The sequence below is a fragment of the Paraburkholderia sp. BL6669N2 genome (assembly GCF_003387275.1).
Lineage (GTDB): Bacteria > Pseudomonadota > Gammaproteobacteria > Burkholderiales > Burkholderiaceae > Paraburkholderia.
Window position 1 is genome coordinate 4,344,617 of sequence record NZ_QUNA01000001.1, and the last position, 23,539, is coordinate 4,368,155.

Annotated in this window: 20 protein-coding genes; 10 read left to right on the forward strand and 10 right to left on the reverse strand. The window is 60.5% G+C overall.

What is annotated here, in order from left to right:
* Nucleotides 1-73 precede the first annotated feature (73 nt).
* Nucleotides 74-421 carry a hypothetical protein gene (locus B0G80_RS45305; protein ID WP_147309878.1) on the reverse strand — a complete coding sequence of 116 codons (348 nt, stop codon included), beginning with the start codon at nucleotides 419-421 and terminating at the stop codon, nucleotides 74-76.
* On the opposite strand from B0G80_RS45305, the gene B0G80_RS19710 reads away from it, so the two are divergent.
* On the forward strand, nucleotides 420-2,744 hold the full coding sequence (locus tag B0G80_RS19710; RefSeq protein WP_116119776.1) for a polysaccharide biosynthesis tyrosine autokinase: 2,325 nt from the start codon (nucleotides 420-422) through the stop codon (nucleotides 2,742-2,744). The genes B0G80_RS45305 and B0G80_RS19710 overlap by 2 nt on opposite strands.
* Nucleotides 2,745-2,869: 125 nt before the next feature.
* Nucleotides 2,870-4,132: an O-antigen ligase gene (locus B0G80_RS19715; RefSeq protein WP_116119085.1), complete on the forward strand. Its 1,263-nt coding sequence runs from the start codon at nucleotides 2,870-2,872 to the stop codon at nucleotides 4,130-4,132.
* Between the two features lie 226 nt (nucleotides 4,133-4,358).
* Here the strand turns inward: B0G80_RS19715 and B0G80_RS19720 are convergent, their stop codons facing one another.
* Both B0G80_RS19720 and B0G80_RS19725 read right to left on the reverse strand, forming a co-directional pair.
* On the reverse strand, nucleotides 4,359-5,786 hold the full coding sequence (locus B0G80_RS19720) for a hypothetical protein (protein WP_116119086.1): 1,428 nt from the start codon (nucleotides 5,784-5,786) through the stop codon (nucleotides 4,359-4,361).
* A 162-nt stretch (nucleotides 5,787-5,948) separates the two neighbouring features.
* The gene (locus B0G80_RS19725) at nucleotides 5,949-8,273 is read right to left on the reverse strand and encodes a polysaccharide biosynthesis tyrosine autokinase (RefSeq protein ID WP_116119776.1); all 2,325 of its coding nucleotides are present in this window, start codon (nucleotides 8,271-8,273) and stop codon (nucleotides 5,949-5,951) included.
* Between B0G80_RS19725 and B0G80_RS45310 the strand changes: the two genes are divergently transcribed.
* Nucleotides 8,272-8,607: a hypothetical protein gene (locus B0G80_RS45310; protein WP_147309879.1), complete on the forward strand. Its 336-nt coding sequence runs from the start codon at nucleotides 8,272-8,274 to the stop codon at nucleotides 8,605-8,607. The genes B0G80_RS19725 and B0G80_RS45310 overlap by 2 nt on opposite strands.
* Before the next feature lie 1,036 nt (nucleotides 8,608-9,643).
* Here the strand turns inward: B0G80_RS45310 and B0G80_RS19730 are convergent.
* Nucleotides 9,644-10,036, reverse strand: a complete 393-nt coding sequence (locus B0G80_RS19730) for a DUF3331 domain-containing protein (RefSeq protein WP_116119087.1) — start codon at nucleotides 10,034-10,036, stop codon at nucleotides 9,644-9,646.
* Nucleotides 10,037-10,385: 349 nt separating this feature from the next.
* On the opposite strand from B0G80_RS19730, the gene B0G80_RS19735 reads away from it, so the two are divergent.
* The 4 genes from B0G80_RS19735 to B0G80_RS19750 are packed head-to-tail and all read left to right on the forward strand — an operon-like array spanning nucleotide 10,386 to nucleotide 15,348.
* Nucleotides 10,386-10,670 (forward strand): YtcA family lipoprotein, encoded by a 285-nt coding sequence (locus B0G80_RS19735; protein WP_116119088.1) that lies wholly within the window; start codon nucleotides 10,386-10,388, stop codon nucleotides 10,668-10,670.
* 19 nt (nucleotides 10,671-10,689) lie between these two features.
* Nucleotides 10,690-11,748 (forward strand): multidrug transporter subunit MdtN, encoded by a 1,059-nt coding sequence (mdtN, locus tag B0G80_RS19740; RefSeq protein WP_116119089.1) that lies wholly within the window; start codon nucleotides 10,690-10,692, stop codon nucleotides 11,746-11,748.
* Between the two features lie 7 nt (nucleotides 11,749-11,755).
* The gene (locus B0G80_RS19745; RefSeq protein WP_116119090.1) at nucleotides 11,756-13,864 is read left to right on the forward strand and encodes an FUSC family protein; all 2,109 of its coding nucleotides are present in this window, start codon (nucleotides 11,756-11,758) and stop codon (nucleotides 13,862-13,864) included.
* Complete coding sequence (locus B0G80_RS19750) at nucleotides 13,861-15,348, forward strand: MdtP family multidrug efflux transporter outer membrane subunit (RefSeq protein WP_116119091.1); 1,488 nt, start codon at nucleotides 13,861-13,863, stop codon at nucleotides 15,346-15,348. Before B0G80_RS19745 ends, B0G80_RS19750 begins: the two co-directional genes overlap by 4 nt.
* Before the next feature lie 18 nt (nucleotides 15,349-15,366).
* On the opposite strand, the gene B0G80_RS19755 is transcribed toward B0G80_RS19750, so the two are convergent.
* Nucleotides 15,367-15,837 carry a hypothetical protein gene (locus tag B0G80_RS19755; protein WP_258878915.1) on the reverse strand — a complete coding sequence of 157 codons (471 nt, stop codon included), beginning with the start codon at nucleotides 15,835-15,837 and terminating at the stop codon, nucleotides 15,367-15,369.
* 208 nt (nucleotides 15,838-16,045) lie between these two features.
* On the opposite strand from B0G80_RS19755, the gene B0G80_RS19760 reads away from it, so the two are divergent.
* Both B0G80_RS19760 and B0G80_RS19765 read left to right on the forward strand, forming a co-directional pair.
* A complete protein-coding gene (locus B0G80_RS19760; protein WP_116119778.1) occupies nucleotides 16,046-16,576 on the forward strand; it encodes a helix-turn-helix domain-containing protein in 531 nt (176 codons plus the stop codon).
* Nucleotides 16,573-16,989 (forward strand): VOC family protein, encoded by a 417-nt coding sequence (locus B0G80_RS19765; protein ID WP_116119093.1) that lies wholly within the window; start codon nucleotides 16,573-16,575, stop codon nucleotides 16,987-16,989. The genes B0G80_RS19760 and B0G80_RS19765 overlap by 4 nt, the downstream gene beginning before the upstream one ends.
* Nucleotides 16,990-17,401: 412 nt before the next feature.
* On the opposite strand, the gene B0G80_RS19770 is transcribed toward B0G80_RS19765, so the two are convergent.
* From B0G80_RS19770 to B0G80_RS19790, 5 genes are all read right to left on the reverse strand, one after another.
* The gene (locus B0G80_RS19770; RefSeq protein ID WP_116119094.1) at nucleotides 17,402-17,806 is read right to left on the reverse strand and encodes a DUF2471 domain-containing protein; all 405 of its coding nucleotides are present in this window, start codon (nucleotides 17,804-17,806) and stop codon (nucleotides 17,402-17,404) included.
* 38 nt (nucleotides 17,807-17,844) lie between these two features.
* Nucleotides 17,845-18,126, reverse strand: coding sequence for a hypothetical protein (locus B0G80_RS19775; RefSeq protein WP_116119095.1), 282 nt, complete (start codon nucleotides 18,124-18,126; stop codon nucleotides 17,845-17,847).
* Nucleotides 18,127-18,439: 313 nt separating this feature from the next.
* Complete coding sequence (locus B0G80_RS19780) at nucleotides 18,440-19,156, reverse strand: transposase (protein WP_116119096.1); 717 nt, start codon at nucleotides 19,154-19,156, stop codon at nucleotides 18,440-18,442.
* A 430-nt stretch (nucleotides 19,157-19,586) separates the two neighbouring features.
* Nucleotides 19,587-20,834 carry an ABC transporter substrate-binding protein gene (locus tag B0G80_RS19785; RefSeq protein WP_116119097.1) on the reverse strand — a complete coding sequence of 416 codons (1,248 nt, stop codon included), beginning with the start codon at nucleotides 20,832-20,834 and terminating at the stop codon, nucleotides 19,587-19,589.
* A 43-nt stretch (nucleotides 20,835-20,877) separates the two neighbouring features.
* Nucleotides 20,878-22,122, reverse strand: coding sequence for a DUF1479 domain-containing protein (locus B0G80_RS19790; RefSeq protein ID WP_116119098.1), 1,245 nt, complete (start codon nucleotides 22,120-22,122; stop codon nucleotides 20,878-20,880).
* Nucleotides 22,123-22,216: 94 nt separating this feature from the next.
* Between B0G80_RS19790 and B0G80_RS19795 the strand changes: the two genes are divergently transcribed.
* Nucleotides 22,217-23,173 carry an AraC family transcriptional regulator gene (locus tag B0G80_RS19795; RefSeq protein ID WP_116119099.1) on the forward strand — a complete coding sequence of 319 codons (957 nt, stop codon included), beginning with the start codon at nucleotides 22,217-22,219 and terminating at the stop codon, nucleotides 23,171-23,173.
* Nucleotides 23,174-23,539: the final 366 nt, after the last annotated feature.

The following is a 23,539-nucleotide window of genomic DNA, read 5'->3' on the forward strand; positions in this document are numbered from 1 at the left end:
TGGATAACTGACAGGTCCCGGGTCTTTTTTTGAGCCATTTAGACTCGGGCTGCGGCTGGGCGGCGCGCCAGCATCAATTATGAAAATTGGTTTGGAAAGCTTCGGCGCGTCGAGGCGCCACTGCGCAACGCGTATTCCCAAGACGAAATTCGTAGCGACGGCAATCCTGAACGTGGATCGGCCAGGCACGACAGCCGTGGATCGGTCGGGTCGTTTTGGAGTGTGTGGCAAACAACAGACGCGCGGAGCGAACGTGGCAATAATGGAGATGCACTGCTTTTGTACGGCGCCGGCATGCAGCCGAGCCGGCCGCCGGATGCCGCGTCTCGCTCTGCCAGGCCGGAGGCCTGGCTTTCCGGGCTTCCGGATTGATGGCCCGGTTGAAAACGCGTTTCACTTCAAGGACGATGCCTGTGAACATGTTCCGTTCCACTACCGGACCTTTCGGCGCAGGCGAGGACCACAGGCAACTGTCCTTGCGCGAGTTGCTTGTTCTCATGCGCGACCATGTAGGGGAGCTGGCGGTGGTGACCGGTATTGCGGTCGTGCTCGCCATCGGCTGGCTGTTCATTGCCACGCCGCTTTATTCGGCCGACGTGCTGATGCGCATCGATCCACCGGAGCCAAATGCGCTGGGTATCGCGCTTCAGAATCAGGACGCAGTCGCGCCCGCAATACCCTCCACCGCTGCAGAAATCACGGTGATGCACAGCCGCTCGGTCCTGCAACCCGTGATCGAGCACTATGGGTTCGGCGTCACGGTCACGCCGCGCGCCATTCCGCTGCTGGGTGCGATTGCCGAAAAATTTGCACGACCCGGCAAGCTTTCGCCTCCGTGGCTGGGACTTGACACGTTCGCATGGGGCGGAGAGCAACTCAGGATCGGCTCGATCACGGTGCCGCAGAATCTTGAAGAAGAGACGCTGCAACTCATCGCGCTCGACGGTGGCCGCTACGAACTGCGGGGCCCGTCGGGAGAACACCTTTTGAGTGGTACGGTGGGCAAACCTGTATCGTCGGATGGCATTTCGATGACCGTGGACAGGCTGCTTGCACGCCCGGGAACCCGATTCGAGGTCATCCGCTGGAATTCGCTCGAAGCGATCGCCCGCTTCGCACGTGAAGTCAGAATCGCCGAAAAGGGCAAGGACACGGGCATCATAACCATTTCATACCTGAACGCGAGCCCGGCACTCGCCGCCGAGGTGGCGAACGCACTGGCGCGCCAGTATATTGCAGCGGCGGTCGCGGCCCGCCAGCGCGACGACACGCAGACGCTCCAGTTCATCAACGGGGAATTGCCGCGCCTGCGCACCGAGCTTGCGCGCACCGAAGAAGCGCTCAATGCCTTTCGCAAGTCATCACAGTCGCTTCAGCCGACTTCCGAAGCCCAGACCTATCTGCAGGGCGGCATCGAGTTGCAGCGGCAGATAGCCACGGTTCAGCTACAGCGGACGCAACTGTTGCAGCGTTTTCAGCCCGATAGCGTGTGGGTGCGCAACACGGACATGCAACTGGCCCAGCTGAACGCGGCCAAGGCCACATTCGATGCCCGCTTCAGCAACATGTCGACATCCGAGCGCAGCAATGTGGATCTCGCGCGCGATGCGCGCGTCTCGGAGGCAATCTATCTGGCGATGGTCAACAAGGCCGAGCAGTTGACGGTGCGCCGAGCGAGCACGACCGCCGGCGTGAATATCGTCGATAGCGCGTTCAGGCCGCATCAGCCAGTGAAGCCGGATCGCCTGCTGGTGATATCGGCGGGCGTGGGAATCGGATTGTTTGCTGGCGCGTTCCTTGTGTTCATTCGCCGCCATGTGATGACGGGCGTGACGGATCCACGCTATGTTGAACACACCATGAGAGTGCCCGTGATCGGCGAAGTGCTCTTCAGCGCGCAACAGGCGCGGCTCGACCGGGAGATCTCGGCGGTGGCCCGACGCACAGGGAGCTTGCCGGGCAGCGGGGCGACAAAGTTGTCATCCGGGCAGTCACCGGACCAGGCAGCTGGTCTCATGCGACCGGCACAGGACGCGCCGCGTGTGCTGGCCGCGAGGTTTCCCAAAGATGTCACCGTCGAAGCGCTGCGCGATGTGCGAACCACGCTGAATCTCGGCCTCACGCATGTGCCGGGCAACGTCGTGATGTGCACGGGACCGACGCCGGCTGCCGGCAAGAGCTTCGTGGCAGCGAACCTCGCCGTTCTTCAGGCGGAAATCGGCTCGCGCGTGCTGCTGATCGATGCCGACATGCGGCGCGGCCGTCTTGCGTACTTCTTCGGCCAGCTCAATCGAGGTGGCCTGTCTGACGTCCTTATCGGCGACACGGAGCCGTCCGATGTGATTCGCAGTGTGGGTGTGCCCGGCCTGTCGTTTCTGTCTTGCGGCTCGTATCCGGATAATCCCGCCGAGTTGTTGATGAAGCGCCGCTTCAAGGACATGCTTACCCGTCTCGGTGAGGAGTACGACCTCGTGATCATCGACACCCCGCCGCTTCTCTCGGTGACGGACGCTTCCATCGTAGCCAGTGAGGCTGGGGCAACGGTTCTCGTGCTGCGCTCCGGGCAGCAGACGGAGTATGAAATCAGCGAAACGCTCAAGAAGCTGGAGCGCGCCGAGGCACGCCTGTTCGGTGCGATCTTCAACGCCATGCCGGTGCGCGCCGGCAATCGCGCCTACCACTATGCGATGGGCTACAAAACGCTGGAGCTCGTCGAGGAGGCCGGCGAAGCGCACACGGCCTGACCCCTCGTCGGAAGCCCGTGCGAGTCGTGCCATCGGACAGTACTGACGCTTTCATCTGGATGCCAAACACCATTGTGGACTGGCCTATCCGGAACGGACAAGACCTTACAACACGAGTCGATGCTTTGGCCTATTTATCGCTAGTTGCGTTGTTTCTCACGTTGACCAACTTCGTACCGGTCAGTGCGATCGGCTTCGTGCCGATCCTGCTCTGCGCGTGGCGCTTCTACGGCAGGACCTATCCCCCGTTCATCACTTCGCTAGTGGTGTTCACGGCGTACGCGCTGTTGTCCACGTTGATGTATGACCCCGCGTCGCTGATCGACTTTGAGTTCTACAGGCGCGACGGCAACTTCTTCGTCTCGTATGCACCGCTGTTGGCAGGGTGCGTGTACGTTCATCGATGGGACCTGAACAAGGTGCTGAAGTGGTTTTTCGTGTTCGCCATACTAGCCAACCTGCCAGCCTACGCCATCTATCTTTCGCAGTACGGCCTACTTTCTCTTCTGACCAATCCGGTCGACACGTTCGGCGGCTATTTCATCGCGCGCAATGCGGCTGGCGGTTTTTTTGCCATGCTGTTCTGTCTCGGGATTGCATGCTATATGTACCAACGTAGCCGTCTGATCCTCGCGCTACTCGTGATTAACGGCGCCTTTCTGTTTTCTACCTATAGCCGCGGTTCCATGCTGGGCGTTGCGGCCATGCTTCCGTACCTTCTTCTTGGGAGGAAGCGCTGGATACTTGTGGTCACGGTCGCCGGACTGATAGCGGCTTCTTTCGCCGTCGGCTTGCACAACCTGAATTCGTCAACGGACTACATGGGGTACACGTTCACCATCAATAATCCCGATGCGAAGACCGCCAATCTCGACATCCGATACGAATGGCTCTGGCCGCGCGCGATCACCTATTTCCGTCATAGTCCGATATTCGGTCTTGGATTCGGCTCGTTCGACGACCAGATTTCCAACGTGGTCGATTACTTCTCCGTCTTTGCTCAGCCGCTCGGCGTTGAAGTGTTTCACACGGATTCTCATGCGCACAACTCTTACCTCAACATCCTCGCCGAGCTTGGCATCGTCGGACTCGCCTTCCTGCTGCGCTTCTACTGGCAACTCATTGGCTGGGCCGCAAGCGGCTCCGCTAACGCGTCGAAGGAGGGCGGCCGGAACTATATCGCCTTCGTGTTCATCGAACTATCGTCGATGTGTCTGCTCGCCATGTCGTATTCGGAGCATCGGCTGACGACGCCGTCGAACGTGCTCATTATGACGTTGGTCGGCTCCCTGCTGCTTGCTTCGCGCGTTCACAATCTGGCTCCTGCGCGCACGAGCCGCTCGGTCGTACCAGAGCCCAGTCCTGTGAGGCGCCTAGACAAGGCGTAGCGCAACCGGCCTGTGCTGGTCCGCCCGTAGAAACCGGTTTCCATGCACGAATGCATGACGAAGTTGGATGATCGGCGATTGCGGCACCGGCCCAATGCCGGGCATCGAGCTCAGTTTTACCCACGAGGGCCACGACGCTACCGAAGGCCGAAATGCATGGTCAAAAGCCGGCGTCATGACTTGGCGAACAGTCGGGTGCACCGTGTCGATCGCAACGTCGCATGCATCACGCGAGCGGAGTCACCTTGATGTACGCAAGATGGCGTGGTGCTTCATCGGTTGGGCCATTGGTCGAACGAGGAACCTGAAAGCGTATCGATAAAGTGTCCGCCTCCCACGTGGCCGCGACGTTAGTCCCGGAGTCCTTTGCGCCGCTTATCGCGTCGATGAATGCAAGGCCGAACCGCCCCGAGGCCGGCGCCGCCAAGCCGCCGATGTCCACTGCGCGCCACCCCGGACGCGCACTGACTTGCAACACGATGCTCCGCCCGGAATAAAGCGCCTTGCCGCGCGACTCAGGGTCGAACTTGAGCGCGCGCGCAAACGGTGCAAGCGCGCCTGCGACCGTCTTATGCAGTGCGATCAGCGATCTGCCTGATGCGTTGTACGTCCGTGGCGTTCCGCGATGTGTGAGCCGAAACGACTCATACCCGTCCCAATGAAAAACCATCGCTACGTACTTGTCTGGGTCGTCCCAGTTTCTGTCGAGCGCCCATACCGCGAGTTCGAAAAGGTAAGTTGGCAGAAAGTGCGGGTCCGCCATATAGCGGTCGCCGATCTCCGTTTGCCATATTCCGCGCGCCCGACCTTTGCTAACATAGCGCTGGTACAGCATTTCTACGTCATCGATCCCAAGGTAGTGAATGTCGAGATAGTCGACCCAATCAAGCATTTGCGAGTTGTGTACCGCACTCCTGTATTCGAGCCATTTGCAGTAAGTGTCCAGTCCGCCCTGATCGGGCCATCCACCATACACCACATGCGCTTGATACTTGCGTATGATCCGCGCGGCAGGAATATGGATGCGGTCGACGTAATCGCGCATCGCGTTATCGTACTGCTTCGCCTTGCGCGGGTCGTCGTCGTAGTTCGGGCCATGCCAGAACGTGCCTTGTGGGGCACCGCCCGAAAGCGCGCCTGACGCCTCATTCCAGACCTGAAAATACTTGAGGTTGAAAGGAGGCGCCGAGTAGGTGCGAACGACTTCCTCCACATAGCGCTCCCAATAACGGACATCTTTTGGGGCCGACTTGTCATCGCCCGCGACAGAGGCGTTCCACGGCGGCGTATAGCCGAGCATCAGCAGCGAATTGATGCGGCTATGGTTGTTGCGCAGAATGACGGGGCGCAAATCAATATCAAAGCTTGGGCAGGTCTTGTCGATTTGCGCGCTACTGCTGGTTGGCGTCACGAAGCCTGGTCCGACGGAATCCCGTCCCCACGTAAGGCCCATGTTCTGCCACATGCGCACTTCATCCGCGGACAGCGGCCATCCATTCGAGCCGATCAGTTGCGAGAGCCGCCGGTTACAGGGCACGTGGATCGGTACCGGCGCGGCCTCAGCGAAGATCCCCGGAATGGTCGTGCCAATGAGTGCCGCGAGCGCCAATAATGTCCGGCGGCGATCCTTCGCGGGGCGTCGTTCATTTGCCATTGGGCGTCCCTTGAGTGAACAACGAAGAGGGAAGGTGATGACCGCTTGAGCTTATATGGACGAGAGATGCAAGAGCTTTCGGTCCGCGCACCGAGCATCAAGGCGCGCACCAGTCCGAATCGACACGGCAACGCGCGTCGTGCTTGCCCTTCCGACGAGGGGTCAGGCCGTGTGCGCTTCGCCGGCCTCCTCGACGAGCTCCAGCGTTTTGTAGCCCATCGCATAGTGGTAGGCGCGATTGCCGGCGCGCACCGGCATGGCGTTGAAGATCGCACCGAACAGGCGTGCCTCGGCGCGCTCCAGCTTCTTGAGCGTTTCGCTGATTTCATACTCCGTCTGCTGCCCGGAGCGCAGCACGAGAACCGTTGCCCCAGCCTCACTGGCTACGATGGAAGCGTCCGTCACCGAGAGAAGCGGCGGGGTGTCGATGATCACGAGGTCGTACTCCTCACCGAGACGGGTAAGCATGTCCTTGAAGCGGCGCTTCATCAACAACTCGGCGGGATTATCCGGATACGAGCCGCAAGACAGAAACGACAGGCCGGGCACACCCACACTGCGAATCACATCGGACGGCTCCGTGTCGCCGATAAGGACGTCAGACAGGCCACCTCGATTGAGCTGGCCGAAGAAGTACGCAAGACGGCCGCGCCGCATGTCGGCATCGATCAGCAGCACGCGCGAGCCGATTTCCGCCTGAAGAACGGCGAGGTTCGCTGCCACGAAGCTCTTGCCGGCAGCCGGCGTCGGTCCCGTGCACATCACGACGTTGCCCGGCACATGCGTGAGGCCGAGATTCAGCGTGGTTCGCACATCGCGCAGCGCTTCGACGGTGACATCTTTGGGAAACCTCGCGGCCAGCACACGCGGCGCGTCCTGTGCCGGTCGCATGAGACCAGCTGCCTGGTCCGGTGACTGCCCGGATGACAACTTTGTCGCCCCGCTGCCCGGCAAGCTCCCTGTGCGTCGGGCCACCGCCGAGATCTCCCGGTCGAGCCGCGCCTGTTGCGCGCTGAAGAGCACTTCGCCGATCACGGGCACTCTCATGGTGTGTTCAACATAGCGTGGATCCGTCACGCCCGTCATCACATGGCGGCGAATGAACACAAGGAACGCGCCAGCAAACAATCCGATTCCCACGCCCGCCGATATCACCAGCAGGCGATCCGGCTTCACTGGCTGATGCGGCCTGAACGCGCTATCGACGATATTCACGCCGGCGGTCGTGCTCGCTCGGCGCACCGTCAACTGCTCGGCCTTGTTGACCATCGCCAGATAGATTGCCTCCGAGACGCGCGCATCGCGCGCGAGATCCACATTGCTGCGCTCGGATGTCGACATGTTGCTGAAGCGGGCATCGAATGTGGCCTTGGCCGCGTTCAGCTGGGCCAGTTGCATGTCCGTGTTGCGCACCCACACGCTATCGGGCTGAAAACGCTGCAACAGTTGCGTCCGCTGTAGCTGAACCGTGGCTATCTGCCGCTGCAACTCGATGCCGCCCTGCAGATAGGTCTGGGCTTCGGAAGTCGGCTGAAGCGACTGTGATGACTTGCGAAAGGCATTGAGCGCTTCTTCGGTGCGCGCAAGCTCGGTGCGCAGGCGCGGCAATTCCCCGTTGATGAACTGGAGCGTCTGCGTGTCGTCGCGCTGGCGGGCCGCGACCGCCGCTGCAATATACTGGCGCGCCAGTGCGTTCGCCACCTCGGCGGCGAGTGCCGGGCTCGCGTTCAGGTATGAAATGGTTATGATGCCCGTGTCCTTGCCCTTTTCGGCGATTCTGACTTCACGTGCGAAGCGGGCGATCGCTTCGAGCGAATTCCAGCGGATGACCTCGAATCGGGTTCCCGGGCGTGCAAGCAGCCTGTCCACGGTCATCGAAATGCCATCCGACGATACAGGTTTGCCCACCGTACCACTCAAAAGGTGTTCTCCCGACGGGCCCCGCAGTTCGTAGCGGCCACCGTCGAGCGCGATGAGTTGCAGCGTCTCTTCTTCAAGATTCTGCGGCACCGTGATCGAGCCGATCCTGAGTTGCTCTCCGCCCCATGCGAACGTGTCAAGTCCCAGCCACGGAGGCGAAAGCTTGCCGGGTCGTGCAAATTTTTCGGCAATCGCACCCAGCAGCGGAATGGCGCGCGGCGTGACCGTGACGCCGAACCCATAGTGCTCGATCACGGGTTGCAGGACCGAGCGGCTGTGCATCACCGTGATTTCTGCAGCGGTGGAGGGTATTGCGGGCGCGACTGCGTCCTGATTCTGAAGCGCGATACCCAGCGCATTTGGCTCCGGTGGATCGATGCGCATCAGCACGTCGGCCGAATAAAGCGGCGTGGCAATGAACAGCCAGCCGATGGCGAGCACGACCGCAATACCGGTCACCACCGCCAGCTCCCCTACATGGTCGCGCATGAGAACAAGCAACTCGCGCAAGGACAGTTGCCTGTGGTCCTCGCCTGCGCCGAAAGGTCCGGTAGTGGAACGGAACATGTTCACAGGCATCGTCCTTGAAGTGAAACGCGTTTTCAACCGGGCCATCAATCCGGAAGCCCGGAAAGCCAGGCCTCCGGCCTGGCAGAGCGAGACGCGGCATCCGGCGGCCGGCTCGGCTGCATGCCGGCGCCGTACAAAAGCAGTGCATCTCCATTATTGCCACGTTCGCTCCGCGCGTCTGTTGTTTGCCACACACTCCAAAACGACCCGACCGATCCACGGACCGTACTCGCATGAGATGGAACGATACGATAAGAATGTGAATCAAATTCAAATTATTTCTTATGTAAGCCGTCAACCATGCCAACAAGCCCGAAAAAGTCAGCCGTGACGCCGCCCAAACGGCCATGCCGCGCGCCTGCGGTCCATACGTAAGTATGCATAGCGCTTGTATTCATACGAAAATTGCTTTCGAATGATTAACCTTCGCCTCACAATTAGGCGTGAAATATTTCAACAGCTGGACAAGCGTCCAGTATTCCCCCGCAAGCAAAGTTCAAGTATAAATAGTTATCCTAATATTATGAGAGCAGCGATCAAGACGTGGAGCATGGTGTGTCTAGAATGACCGATTCCGTCTTAGGTCCTACGATGCTGGCGCGCTTGGAAAGGGCGCGCCGCTGGAATAACTTCCGGTCAAGGGCCGATAAAGCGAAACGATGAGCCTACAACTTCATACGTGGTGGTGACATTACATAGCCACGTAATGCACGACGCGGTTTGGTTCGGTTCCGGGACGACGATTCCGATGATTATAGTATCGATCACCGATACATCGTGCATCGCGGCCACGTCATGAGAAAAATGCGGGTGGATCGTTTGCTGCTCCGGTCAGGCAGGCAAGCAGACTGCAACGCGAAAGCCCGCCACAACTACGTTCAATGCCTTGGGCCAACGTCAAATTTTTGTGAACACCATGATCCAGAGGAAAGAAATGCTCGTACCTCCGGTTCGAGCCGTTGCCGTGATTGATGATAATCGACAGGCTCGGACCTCTCTTGCGAACCCGTTGGCTTCTCGCAGATATGGAATACGGTTCTACAAATCGACACACGACTTCCTTTCCAATCGCGTTGATTCGCGCACCAACCACGTAGTCGGCACTATGATAGCCATTTCACACCTCCGCAGATGAATGAGTTGCTACAGGTGCGATGCTTTCGCAGGAGACCGAAGAGACACGTCCAGCATGAGCGCGGCGCAGCACGGCTATTACATGAATCTGGAAACAGGGCGGCCAGGCTGTTGGCGCTCGACGCCTTTTTGTAAAGGCAGAAGACCCGGACATGTTTCGCCTGACATAAATATGAAATGTCCACGCCGCGTATGACGCTATCTGTTGTTGATGAAGCACCGGATCTGAACCGTCAGACAGCCTTCTCCACAGGAGTCGCTTCCATGACGCTAGCCAGAATCATCGCTTCGGCATTTCGTGGCGCAGGTCGCGCGCGCCTCGGTCGATACACGGCATTGCCTCTTGCAGTCGACTGGCCCCTCAGCGCACAAACGCCGGATTTCCTCGCGATGCAACGCCGCCGCAACTGTTCGCCGTAGCAGCAGGAGGTCGCGTCGCTCCACGCAATGGTTGCCGAGGTCTGTCCACTGCGCTCCAGCACCCGGATTGCGCATTTCGAAAACTTGCCTTCGCCGCGCATCGGATCGATGTGTCCGGACACGACAGGCAGTTGCATTTCAACTTCGCTCGAGACGAGCGCCATCGTGGACTGCCGTGTTCTGTCGTCGTCAAAGGGGGCATGCATGATGTGGTTCCTCGCTTCTCATTAGACAAAAAAGATGCCGGGCGCAACTCCATGTGACGTGCCGGATTCGCGCGCCAACGCTCGCCTCTCGTTGGATGATAGTCGGCGGATTCGCCGGCCGCTGCCACATGAATGTGGAGTGCATCCGGGTTCGACCAGGAAGCGGAACGATCGCGAACATGTCATATTCATGTAATGCGGGATGCCTTTTTCGGCGTTATTGTGTCGACTTGGTGCGCCCGAAGCCGTTTCCCTTGCTGCCCAACACCCGAATCCGGGGCGAGAGGCATCGGCGTATCTGCAAGGTGAGACATTGATTTCAACCACAGAGTCGACTTTGAAACGACACATGCCACCAGCCAGAGGCAGATATTCAAAGCGTGCGATCGGCGCGGCCGCGATTGCCGCGATTCCGATCACAGGGTGTACAAATTCACCGTCCATCGGCGTGCTTGGCGCGTACTTTCCCGACTGGCTGTTCTGCATTGTCGCGGGCGTCGTGCTCACGGTCGTCATCTATCTGATTCTCAAGCGCCTGCAGGCCGACCATCTGATGGGACCTTCCGCCGTCGTGTATCCCACGCTTGTCGCTTTGCTGGCGCTCGTTGTCTGGTTGATCTTCTTCCAACATTGAATCTTTGTCGGGTGGATGAATGGCGACTCCAGCCAGCAAGACATCGAAAAGAAAATGGCCGGCCATCGTGATCGTCGTGGTGACGCTGTTGCTGCTCGTCTATGTGATCCGGCAGTGGGACCGCACGCCTCGCACCGACGACGCTTATGTCTACGCGGACACGATCGACGTCGTGCCGGAGGTCAACGGCCGCATCGTCGAACTGGCCGTACGGGACAACCAGGCGGTGAAGCAGGGCGATCTGTTGTTTCGTATCGACCCGCGTCCGTATCAGGATGCGCTCGCGCGGGGCAACGCGTCGCTCGTCGCGCTCGATCGCCAGATCGAGTTGACCCAACGTACGGTCAATGCGCAGCAGTACAACGCGCAGTCGGTGCGTGCGGCGGTCGAGCGCGCGCGAGCCGCCGCGAGCCAGGCGTCCGATACGCTGCACCGCATGGAGCCGCTGCTGTCGCACGGTTATGTGTCGGCGGAAGATGTCGACCGTGCGCGCACCGCGCAACGCGCCACGCAGGCCGAACTCAGCGCCGCGCAACTGCAGGCGCAGCAGGCCGTTGCGGCCGTGAGCGGAGTCGATGCGCTGGTCGCGCAACGTGCCGTCGTCATGGCGGAGATCGCGACTGCCGAACTGAACCTCGAGTATGCAACGGTGCGCGCACCGTTCGATGGACGCATCGTGTCTTTGAAGACATCGACCGGGCAGTTTGCCACGGCGCTCAAACCGGTCTTCACCTTGATCGACACGCGCCACTGGTACGTAGTCGCGAACTTTCGCGAAACCGAACTCAAGGGCGTCAGGCCGGGCACGCCAGCCACTGTGTACCTGATGAGCGATACGGGCCAGCGTTTCCAGGGCACCGTCGATTCGATCAGCTACGGCATCGCGCCCGATGAAGCCGGCCTTGCATTGCCGGGCGGATTGCCACGCATTCAACGCACGCTCAATTGGGTGCATGTATCGCAGCGCTTCCCGGTGAAGATCCTCATCGACAAACCGAACCCGGAGCTGTTCCGCGTCGGTACGTCGGCGGTGGCCGTGCTGGAACCCGGGCGCGGCAACGACGGCGAGCGCCATTGAGGAGCCCATGACCGCCGCCGACTACCTGCCCGTTTCGCTGCGCGACGCAGGCGCTTTCCTGAGGCGCGAGCTTGCGCCTTTCCCCGGGCGTCTGAACGTGATGCTGCGTTGCATGCTGACGAGCGCCATTGTGATCGTCGTGTCGAATACGCTCGAGGTGCCGGAGCTCGCGCTGTCGCTGCTGGTGGTGTTCTATGTCACGCAGTCGAACGTGGTGGTCACGCGGTTGGTCGGCGTGATGTTCGTGGTCGGATCGACGCTCGCCATCGGCCTGTCGATCCTGCTGCTGAAATTTACATTCGACTATCCGTTGCTGCGCATCGTCATCGCGAGCCTGCTATTCCTGGGCAGCGTGTACCTGCTGCGGGTGCTCAAGATTGGCATCGTGTTCTTCATCGTCGCCATCATTGTGATTTACGTGCAGAGCTTCGTCGACCGGACCGATCAGGCCGACCTGCTGATCCGCGCGGTGTTATGGGTATGGGTCGCCGTCAACTATCCGATCGCGCTGACGCTCGTGGTCAACACGCTTTTGCTGCCCGTCGAGCCGCAATTGCAGCTCAAGGCGGAAATCCATCGGCAACTGGCAGCACTGGACGCGCGCCTGGCGCAACTGATCGACGGCAGCACGAGCGCCGCGCCGATCACGCTGGCGGCCGTTCAGCAAGGCGCGCTCACGCTGCAGAAGTTGCTGCGGTTTACGACAATGCGTGATGCGCACTATCGCGAACATCAGGTGTCGCAGCTTGCATGCATTGCGACCGTGTCGCGGCTTTATCGCGGAGCGAGTGAGCTTCCGCCGAGTTGGCCGCGCGCGTCAGCCGCGCAACTGGCGATGTTGCGCGAGTTGCGTGCGAACTGCCACGCGCTCGACCAGGCGGTCATGACCGGCGAGCCATATCGCTACTTGAGCACGGCGACACCTGAAGAGCGCAACGCCGCCGACACGATTCCTGCTGCTGCCGAATCGCAGCGGGCGCTGCGCGCATTCGCCGACCTGGCTGCGCGCGACCCGGCATCCGGCAAGCCGCCCGCGAGCGAGCCGATGATTGCGCCGGACGCATGGACCAATCCCGCCTACATGCGCTTTTCGCTGAAGACCTTGCTCGCCGTTCTGGTCTGCTACGTGTTCTACAACGCCGTGGACTGGCAGGGCATCCACACGATCATGCTGACCTGCGTGATCGTCGCGCTGCCGAGCCTCGGCGCATCGGCGCAGCGCGCGTTGCTGCGGGTGGCCGGTGCTGCCATCGGAAGCGCGCTGGCGCTGTTCATGGTCGTGTTCGTCGTTCCTCATCTCGACGACATTGTCGGTCTGCTGCTGATGACGCTGCCCGTCGTCGCGTTCGGAGCATGGATCTCGGCGGGTTCGGAACGGATCGGCTACGCGGGCGTACAGCTGATCTTCACCTTCTCACTCGCCTTGTTCGAACAGTTTGGCCCAACCGTCAATCTCACTGAAATACGCGACCGGCAGGTTGGCATTCTGCTGGGCGTCGGTGTGGCGACTTTTGTGCAGATGTCGTTCTGGCGCGAGGGCGAGGGCGACGTGTTGCGGCAGAAGCTCGCCACCCTGTTGCGCGCGATCGCTGCACAGGTGCGCCCGTCGCAGGTCGGCGAGGAGCAAGTGGATGAGTTGCCTCATGCTCAGCGGCAGTTGCAGGCGTGGGCGGTGCTGACCGATTGCGAGACGACGCTTTCGCGCGTCGCGCTCGAACCCGGCTGGCAGGAAAGCGAGCAGTCGCAACTGACACTGCGCGCGCAAACGGTCCTCGCGCAGGGGCGCGAGATCATGCTGGCGGCCGACGCGTTGCGCAACACGTTGGTGGCTCAAGCGGGCTTGTCGAGCGCACACACCACGGACGCAGTGCGCGCAGCCCAGCAACAGGCCGGCACCGAACTCAACCGGTACGCGGATGAGCTAGCGGCCAACCCACCCGATGCGCGCGCGCCGCGCCGTATCGAGACCGCTGCGCAAGCGGGCGAACCGGCTCAGCCTGCCGATCAGTCGCTCATCACCGCAGCGGACGAACTGTTGCGGCAGATCGCGGGCTTGCCGGACTGGCGCGTCGAGGCATCGGTCGCGGCGCGCGCATCGGCGGCGGTACGAGCATGAAGGCGCGACCGGTTTTGTGCGATCGGCGATGGCATCGCCGCGTGTTATGCCTCGCGTGGCTATCGTCCGTGGTGTCGGGTTGCGCGCTGATTCATCACAACGGCACGCCCCGTTCGGAGATCGCGCCCGAGCAGATCAATCTCGCGGACGACATCCATCTCGCACGCGACGGCTGGCCCGCCGCGCGCTGGTGGACGCGCTATCACGACGCGCAACTCGACGCGCTGATCGATCAGGCGCTCGCCGATGCGCCGACGATGGTGATCGCGCGCACGCGCGTCGCGCAGGCGAAGTCGGACGTGGAACTGACCAAAGCAGGATCCAACCTTCAGGTGGCCGCGCTGGCGTCGCTGGATCGCGAGCATATTTCCGCGAACGGTTTTCTCGGCCCGTTCGCGAAGAACGAACCGGCTGCGGGGCTGACCGGGCCGTGGTACACCGAGGGCGTCGTCGGATTGGGTGCAAGCCTGGATATCGACATCTGGGGCAAGCAACGCGCGGAGGTCGCCGCGTCGCTGGGTGTGAGCAACGCGCGGCTCGCCGAGACATCCGCTGTCGAACTCGAAATATCCGCGGATGTCGCGCAGCTTTACTACGGTATTCAAACGACTTATCAGCTGATCGATCTGCTGAGCGAATCGCATGAGGTAGCGGCGTTCGCAGTGCAAGCACACGAAGCGCGCGCGGCGCGCGGCCTCGAAGCCCGCACCCTGCTCGAAGAAGCACGAGCGCAGCAGTTGGCCATCGAACAACAGATCGTGTCGGCACAAGGGCAGATCAAGCAACTTCGCGAATCGATGCGGGCACTGGTCGGCGCCGGACCCGCTGGGCTGCCGACGATCGAGCCCGTCGCACTGCCACGTTCGCAGGCGGCCTTGCCGGCGACATTGTCGTACGAACTGCTCGCCCGGCGGCCCGACCTGCAGGCGATGCGATGGTATGTAGAGTCATCGTTCGACCGAATCGACGCGGCGAAGGCAGCGTTCTATCCGAGCTTCGACATCAAGGCGTTCTTCGGCTTCAACGCGTTGCATCTCGCGGACCTCTTCACGCATGCGAGCCAGCAGATCAACCTGATTCCGGGCCTCTATCTGCCGATCTTCGACGGCGGCAGGCTCAATGCGAACCTGAGCGGCGCGCGCGAGGGGAGCAACCTGTTGATCGAGCAGTACAACCAGGCCGTTCTCAACGCCGTACGCGATGTCGCACAGACGGGCAGCCGTCTGCAGTCTCTCGATGCGCAGAAGGCTTTGCAGAAGCAGCGGATCGAATCGGTTACATTCACGAGGGACAGTGTTGAGGCCTATTATCAACGCGGACTCACGAGCCGGCTCGCGGCGCTCGAAGCGCGCCAGCCGGTGATCGCGGAACAGGTCGCCCTGCTTACGCTCAACGGTCAAGTGCTCAGTCAGGAGATTGCTTTGACGAAGGCGCTCGGCGGCGGTTATCTCGCCGATCCGCCTGTTGAACTGAAGCCGCGCTGAACGGCGCGGCTATGCCGCTCAGAGTTGTTGTGATCGCAGCGATGCGAATTCCGCGCGGCACACGTCGCCGAACTTGCCGAGAATGTCGATCGAGCCATCCGCGAGCATCTCGCGAATCTCGATGAAAGACTTGTCTGGCGCGAGATAGGTGTCCACGATCTTGCGTCCGATCACGTCGGCTTCGTCCGCGACTTCGAGGGACGAGCGGAGGCGCATGCGGCTGATCTCCGCGTAGAGGTTGCCCAGGCCAGCGAGATCGGGCTCGTTGTGTTGCAGCGCGTGCACATAGCAATTCGTCGCTTGCTCAATGAACGCTTTGTACAGTTCCTGCCGCCACGCGAGATCATGCGCTAGCCACTCCGCGCGAACCTGGGTGCGTTGGGTCAGCCAGGAGGCAAGAACCGAAGTCAAGCCGCCGATCGCGGCACCGACAAGGGCAGCCAGGGCAGAGATAGCCGATGCGTTCATGGACTGTTCTCGCGTTGTCATTCAGCTATCCATAGTAATGCAGTGGTGTGTAATTTTGGGGTCGGTCGGTACCGCGCGGAACGCGATGACGACCGAAGCTGCGCAAAGGCGTGTCCTGGCAAAGGCCGACTGCCGCCGCACGCGCCGAAAGCCGGCTGCTGGGAGTCCGGCGCGCTAGAATCGACCGTGCACCGCGCTCGCAACGAAAGATGGCGACAGAATGACGCTCATGGCCGAACCTATTCAACCACACACCTTGTCTCCGGCGCCGTCCGGTATCGACACGTTGCAGGCGCCGGCACTGTTGCGTCGCCTGCTGCGCGCCAAAGACCGAATGGACGCTGCCTCGCACGAGGCCTGGCCCGTCGAACGATTGGCTGCGGTCAGTGGTGTCTCCGAGGCCCATTTCGCACGCTCGTTCAAGCAGGCCTTCGGTATCCCGCCGCATCGCTACCTGCTGACGCGGCGCATCGAGCAAGCCAATACCCTGCTGCGCGACACTGCGCTCAGCATTACGGAAATTGCCTTCGCCACCGGCTGGGAGAGCCTCGGCACCTTTGGCCGCATTTTTCGCGACATTAACGGTCGGAGCCCGAGCGCCATGCGCCGGGAGGCGCAGGCCGCCATGCAGCAGATCGACCGCGTACCCGCTTGCGTTCTGAAGGCCGCTCAACGTCCCGATCTCACCATCGCAGTTTTGGAGAAGCGCCGCCGTGCCGCCAAAGGTACATTGCGGCCACCAACCAAGGAGGTGTCATGAACCAGGGTATCAGTGTGGTGGGCTTGTACGTCGACGATCAGGACGAAGCGCTGGAATTCTACGTCGGCAAACTCGGATTCCGCGTGCATACGGACGTGGTGAACGGCGCCTACCGGTGGCTGACAGTCCAGCATCCGGACCAGCCTTCGTTCCAGCTCGGGCTGTTCAGACCCGGGCCGCCCATTCACGACGATGCCACCGCGCAGATCCTGCGCGCGATGGTCGCCAAGGGCGCCATGCCGCCACTCGTCCTTCTGGTGTCCGATTGCCGCGCGAGCTATGCCCGGCTAAAGGAAAGTGGCGTGGAATTCACCCAGGAACCGGTGGACCGCTATGGCAGCGTCGACGCTGGGTTTCGCGACCCCGCCGGTAATGGGTGGAAGATGATTCAGGAGCCGCGGAGCACGACGTGAGGAATTATTCAAACGTCGTTGCGGCTCGGATAAAGGTCTCTCACTTCATTGGTCGATTGCGCTCGTTTCCCATCGACCCGTTGAAGTGATAGCGCGTTTCGCCTCGATATTTTCGCGGGCGTTTGCGGAGTGAGCACGGCGTTGTGGACGGCGAGGCAGAGTGTGTATAGCTGATCGTCCACGGACCTGTCGAGCCGACTGACAATCCCCTCCACAGTTAGCTGTGGAGCGGGATACATACTGATAAAGACCAGACCACGTTTTTCTATCTGACCGAACTGAACCGGTCATGCCGCTCGGATCAAGCTTTCGAGACGTGCCGCTCAGCCAATTCCGAACCCGCGGTTCGTTTTAGCGTTGAGCCTTCTGGAGCGCGTCCAAAACTATTCTGGCCGCCGCCAATATTCACGCTTCAGTCCTGCGCGGCCCCGTCAGCAGCGTCGTCCTGCACCAGTGCGCGCACGAGCAGGTACACGGCTGGCAGGTTGTCGTCGTCACGCCGCCAGTCCACGGGTTCGTCGAGATCCATGCCGGACAACCGGCTGTCCTCAAACCGGACAAACGTCGAACGTACGATCTCGTTGTGCCTCGCCAGGAAGCCCCGATTCTCAAAGACCTGTTCATCGATTGCGAGCAGCGTGCGCCAGGTGGGCAATCGCGCGCTGTTTGAGTAACGGCGACGACCAGTATCGAGGTGACGACCTGCGACCGTGGCAATGATCTGCTGCAGATCGAGCGACGCGCTGCGGAGTGCGCGTTCGAGGGCGGCAGGGTTGAAGTCGTGGACTTCCATATCGGGAGTAGCGTCGTTAACCATATTGTTATTTCCCTGAGGACTCGCAGTAACTCGCAGCATTAAAGTCGATGCTTCAACAACGCCCGGTTTCGCTGTGCCAACAACTCGCGGATCTGGGCTAGATAGTTATCGCCGACCGTGCAGTCTTCAACAGGCCGGCTATGTTGATGAGGCGTTGGCGGACGCACGCCGAGATAGCGGCACACGGCGGACACGTACGGTTTGCCGTTGCCCCCCAGATGTCGCGCAGCCGCGGCCACGCGCACGTCTCCAACATGCTTGCGTAACCACGCGAGCGTTTCGCGGTCACCGTCGTTCAAGATGCGGATGAGTTGATTCATGACCGATCCTGTATATAAAAACAGTACTGTAAATTTATACAGTATTTGACCAGGATGCAAGTCAATTCGCAGGATGTCGGACTTTGCGGAGCAGAGGAGGACGATTGAAGTGGGCGCGCAGTCGCGGTCGGGCAGGCCGAGACGGCTGACGACGCACCTCCGCTCGATCATCTGGCGCGAGATGAGCGTTTATAAAGTCCAGCGAGCGTGAGGTTGGAGGCGCAACTATTGCGGCCTTATCGCATCAGCAAAATGTGGGCATACGGGAATGCTTACACTGCCATGAGCCTTCCTACCCACGACGATCTATCAATCAACCCACGTGTTCGAGGGCGCGCGTCGTCTGAACTTTGCGCGGCCGGTCACGCAGCAGCAGGGGCATCAAACGTCGATTGGCTGTCTGCGCCGCCCACTCGCAATATGTGGCGCTGCCGAGCACCCAGCCCTTGAGCGTCGACTGCATCAGGTCATCGACATCGCGTTCGTCGAGGGCCTGTGCGCCGCGATCCCGGTAAGCCTGGTGGCGCTCCGACGGCGTATGGCCGAGCGCCCGGTAGAGCGGATGATCCTTGATGAAGCTATCGACACGCAGCCCGACGTGGTGCGCGTAGCTCGACCACCGGTAGTTTCCCGGCTCGCCCACAACGCGGTTGCGCACCGGCGCATGATCGATGACCTGGCTCGCGAGCAGGAAATACCGGTCGGGCTCGATCACGGTTGCCCGGTACTCGCCGCGCCACACCGTGCCGCGGCGTCCGTGGCGCCGGTTGAAGGTGTCGATATAGCGACGGCCGATCGCCTGCATCGCCATGGCTACGCTCGACTCGTACGAAGGCGTGACGAGCAGCTGTACCGCGTCAGGCATGAGTACCCACGCGTGGACTGCCAGATCGGCGACGCGCGCCGCGTCTGCCAGGCAGGCGAGGAAGTACCGGTAGTCGCCTTCGTCCAGGAATGCAGGCCCTGTGAGCCCCTGCAGGATAACGTGCTGTGGTTGGTCTGGGACGTAGTGCCGTGCAAGCCGTGTCATGCTGAATTAAGCGGAAATCCGATGTGAGAAAACGATCCGACAGGTATCGGGCGCGTGGCATTGCGTAACGTGCGCATCGGAAGAAATTCTATCGGTCATGTGCGTGCGTTTGCGTCACGAACAGGGCTTTTTTCTGGCCTCTTTTCGTCGATTTGCCAATCGCCGCAGCATCTTTTTATGTCACCGCTGAATGCAGCGCCGCGCTATACGTCTCCAGCCGCTCCGGCTGTGTCATCCGGCGCTAAATACGTGTCAGGCTACACAGCAGCGCGGTGGTTGAGGGGATCTCCAAAGAAAAGAAGCCCGCGCGAATGGCGGGCTAAATCCACATCATGGAGACATGGAGGAGACGTTCATAAAGGTCACCCCATATCCTCGAATGACCTGGCATGACCACTTGATTTTCTCGAGGTGGCCCGGAAGCTCGTACCTATTTAATCTTCGCTGCAGCGGCGACTTTGCGCACCGCCTCTTGCGGGTCTTCGTTCGAGTTCATGAAACCCGTCACGACGTCGGTAATCGCGCCTTCGGTGGCTGAGGACTGAACATCACCAAACGCGAACGACGGAAAGAACGTGTTGGATTTGATTGTGGTTTGCTCGTCTGCGTACGACTTCCTCGCGCAGGCGTCGAATTTGTCCATTGCAACATCCTGCCTCACCGGAATGGAACCCTTGTAAAGACTGAATTGCTCCTGGAAGGCGGGGGACATGATTGTCCTGGCCAACGCTAGCTGTCCAGGCGTCGCTTCTTTTTTGCCGTTCTGCTGGAAAAACACGAACGAATCTACTGTGTAGGTAAAGGCGTTCGACGTACCGGGCGCAGCCGCGCAGATATAGTCAACGTCGGCCTTCTTGTTCGCATTGGCGAACTCACCTTTCGCCCAGTCCCCCATGAATTGCATCCCGCCCGATCCGTTGATGACCATGGCGGTCGCGAGATTCCAGTCGCGACCAGTCGAGCCTTTGTCGAAGTAACCCTGAATCTTCCGGACAGTCTGGAACACCTGCAACATCTGGGGCGAAGTGAGTGTTTTCTGGTCGAGATCGATCATGGCCTTGCGATAAAAATCCGCGCCCTGAGAAAGTACGACCGTCTCCCAGATGGTCATGTCTTGCCAAGGCTGGCCGCCACGCGCGACGGGCGTAATGCCCGCAGCCCGGAACCTGTCGGCTAGCGCGAAGAACTCGGGCCATGTCGTCGGCGGCTTGCCGCTCACTTTGTCGAGGGCGGCTTTGTTGATCCAGAGCCAGTTGATCCGGTGGACCGAGAATGGCGCGGCCACATAGTGGCCTTTCGACATCATGGTCTTGTTGATCTGTGCTGGAAGCTGCGCTTTCCAGTCGGTCGCGGACTTGTCTATATCGACCAGCACGCCTTGATCAGCCCAGTCCTGTATCAAGGGTCCCTTGATCTGCGCAGCCGACGGCGCGTTGCCGGACATGACCTGCGTTTTCAACGCCGTCATGGCAGCCGCACCCGCTCCTCCGGCTACGGCGAAGTCTTTCCACTCGTAACCCTGTTTATTCATGTCATCCTTAAGCACTCTGATTGCCTTCGATTCACCGCCCGAGGTCCACCAATGCAATACCGAAAGCGACTCGGCTGCACTGGCGACCTGTGGGCTTGTGGCGAGCGCCGCTGCGACAATTGCAGCTGACATGAGTGTTCTGTTCATTGCTGTCTCCGTTAATTTTCTTTTTGAATCGCCAGGGTAGCGCTTACAGGTCGAAACCGAGTTGGGCTTTACCGAGCGGTGTCAGATCTTCGACGGTTGCGCGTCCCACGAAGTCGACTTCGAAATGGTCAGTGGGGAAGTCAGGCGGACTCTTGCCCTCAAGGAAGCTAGGCAACTGGCGCTTGAGGTATTCGTCGTTCTTGGCACACGCAGGCGCCGACGCGATATACATCACGTTGCTGTAGCCTGCGCCGCGGTGCGCGTCTTCCACTGCGTGGATCACGTCGCTATGCCAGAACACGGTGTCGCCCGCCTGCATGTGGGGAACCGATGAAAGCGCGTCGAAAAGCGGCGCATGAAATTCCGGCTTGATGGAAAGCGCGCGACCTGGCATCGCGCCGCACAGGTCGTCGTCGGCGACATCGTCCTGAAGGGCGCGCAACAGGATATAGGCCATCGAATTCGCAATCGGTACGAGTTGCAACGTGCCGTCCCCAGGACCTTGCGGCGTCAGTGCGGTCCAGCCCTGAAACGTGCGGAACATCGAACATACGGCGGGCGACGCAATCTCCTCTACGTCCGGCCGGAACGCAGCGTCGAACGGATCATATCGACGCCAGTTGCCGTCGAAAACATGCCGGTACACCTTGCGGAAATTCGCCTCGATCCACCGCTCGACCGAGCCGCCGTCGCAGTGCGCGGACAAGCCCAATGACTCGGAACCAGGCGGCCGTCGACGCATCCGGTCCGCGTAAACCGGCACCCGCTCTGGATCGAAATGAACGCGGCCTTCACTCTCGTTGCGCCATAACCGGTTCAGAAAGACACGGGCCGCAGTCAGCGACGGCGCCTGGCGTGCGAGAACCTGCGGCTTTGACCAGTACACGCCGTAAATCTGTGGTTTGCTCGACGCGAGCTGGCCAAAGTATTTGTCCTCGGCGCGGTTCTGCAGGCGCGTATCCAGGTCGTTGCGTTCGACGTAGTCCGCGATGTCGCGGTCCCACCCTTCCACCAAAGTGCGGTCGAATACATTGCGGATCACACACGCGCCACGCGTTTTGACGAGCTTGATCTGCTCGGCGCTCACGCGCTGCTCCGCGATGTCGGAAAACTGGATTTCGGGGATCACGTTTTCGCCGCGATCGCGTTGCGCGGCAATTCTGCTGGCTTCGGCTCGGATTGTTTCATCCACCTCGGCGAAAACATCACGATAGTTCGGAAGTCGTGCGCGAAGCTCCTGCTTGGCCTGCCGGATGGCTGCCGGCAGATCGTCGATGATGAGTGCCATGTCGTCTCCTTGTGGGTTCTGCTATGTCCGCAGGATAGGCCGACCGCATCCACAAAAGTGATACCATTCAGACAATTTCTTTGCGCTTTCTGCCATGAAACCAGCGTACGAACATGTCGAATTTGGCGACGACTGCTCGGTCCGGGTTTACCATCGGCGTCTGCCGCGCATTCCGTTCGAATGGCACCATCATCCCGAGTACGAACTGACCTTGACGTTGAACAGTCAGGGCAAGCGTTATATCGGGGATTCGATTGCAGACTATGTAGACGAAGACCTGGTTCTCGTGCCGCCGAATCTTCCTCATACGTGGGCGTCGAACCGCTCGATTGACGCGGCGTCCCCTCAGGTTGCGATCGTGATCTGGTTCGGCGGCGATTGGGCGCGGCGACTGGCGGATGTCTGCCCGGAATATGCGCCTTTGCGTAACCTGCTACGGCGGGCGGCGTGCGGGCTGGCATTCGGTCCGGAGGTTGGCGTCGCCATGCACGGCCAACTCGACAATCTGCTGTCCAGCGCGCCGCGACAACGCCTTGCGATCGTGCTGAACGTTTTGTGCGCGCTAGCGGAAGCACCCGGTGAGCCGCTCGCTTCGCCTGCCGCGTTCAGCGATCGGAAAGAGGGTCCTTCGGGCCACGAACCGGAGCGTATCAATCGCGTGCTTTCGATGATCGATTCGCGCTTCGCCGAGCCGCTGCGTTTATCCGAACTTTGCGAGGCTGCGAACGTGTCGGAGCGTTCTCTGGCACGCTACTTCGAGCAGCACATTGGAGAGAGCGTCGGGCGATATATCGCGCGGGTCAGAATTGGACACGCGTGCCGGATGCTCGCGCATACCTCCACGCCTGTTTCCGTCGTTGCAGCCCGGTCTGGATTTCCGAACGTCGCCAACTTCAACCGACAGTTCAAGGCGTTGAAAGAACTCACACCCGCTGCTTACCGCAAACAGTTCGCGGCTGGCGATATCGCCGAAACAGCAACCGGTCCGCGGATCAACGAACGCTCACCTTCATTGCAACGGAACCCGCGACTGGCGAAATCCATTGCGTAACGCCGGCGAGCGGCTGGGCGCCGAAATATTCGCAAGAGAACGACGCTGCGATATTCCATTGGGTCGCGGCGGTAGGCTCTCACGCATGCGTGTTTCCATAAAAAATCGACTGATGTCCAGCGGCTCTCGGCAACGAATCGATTTCAAACTTAAGCAGACAACGTTCAAAGCTAAGCGAATCTCGACGAATCTCGATAAGCAATTAGTATCTCTACGGACGCCAGCTGCGACATGTCGTCAGGTGTGATGCTGGGCGCTCACCGCACTGAAACCGTTAGAGAGGGCTTGCGCCCTTCCTTGAACAGATATCTTTGCGCCTCTTTGACGCACGTAAGGATGAACGCGGCGACGCCCGCGAACCTGGCG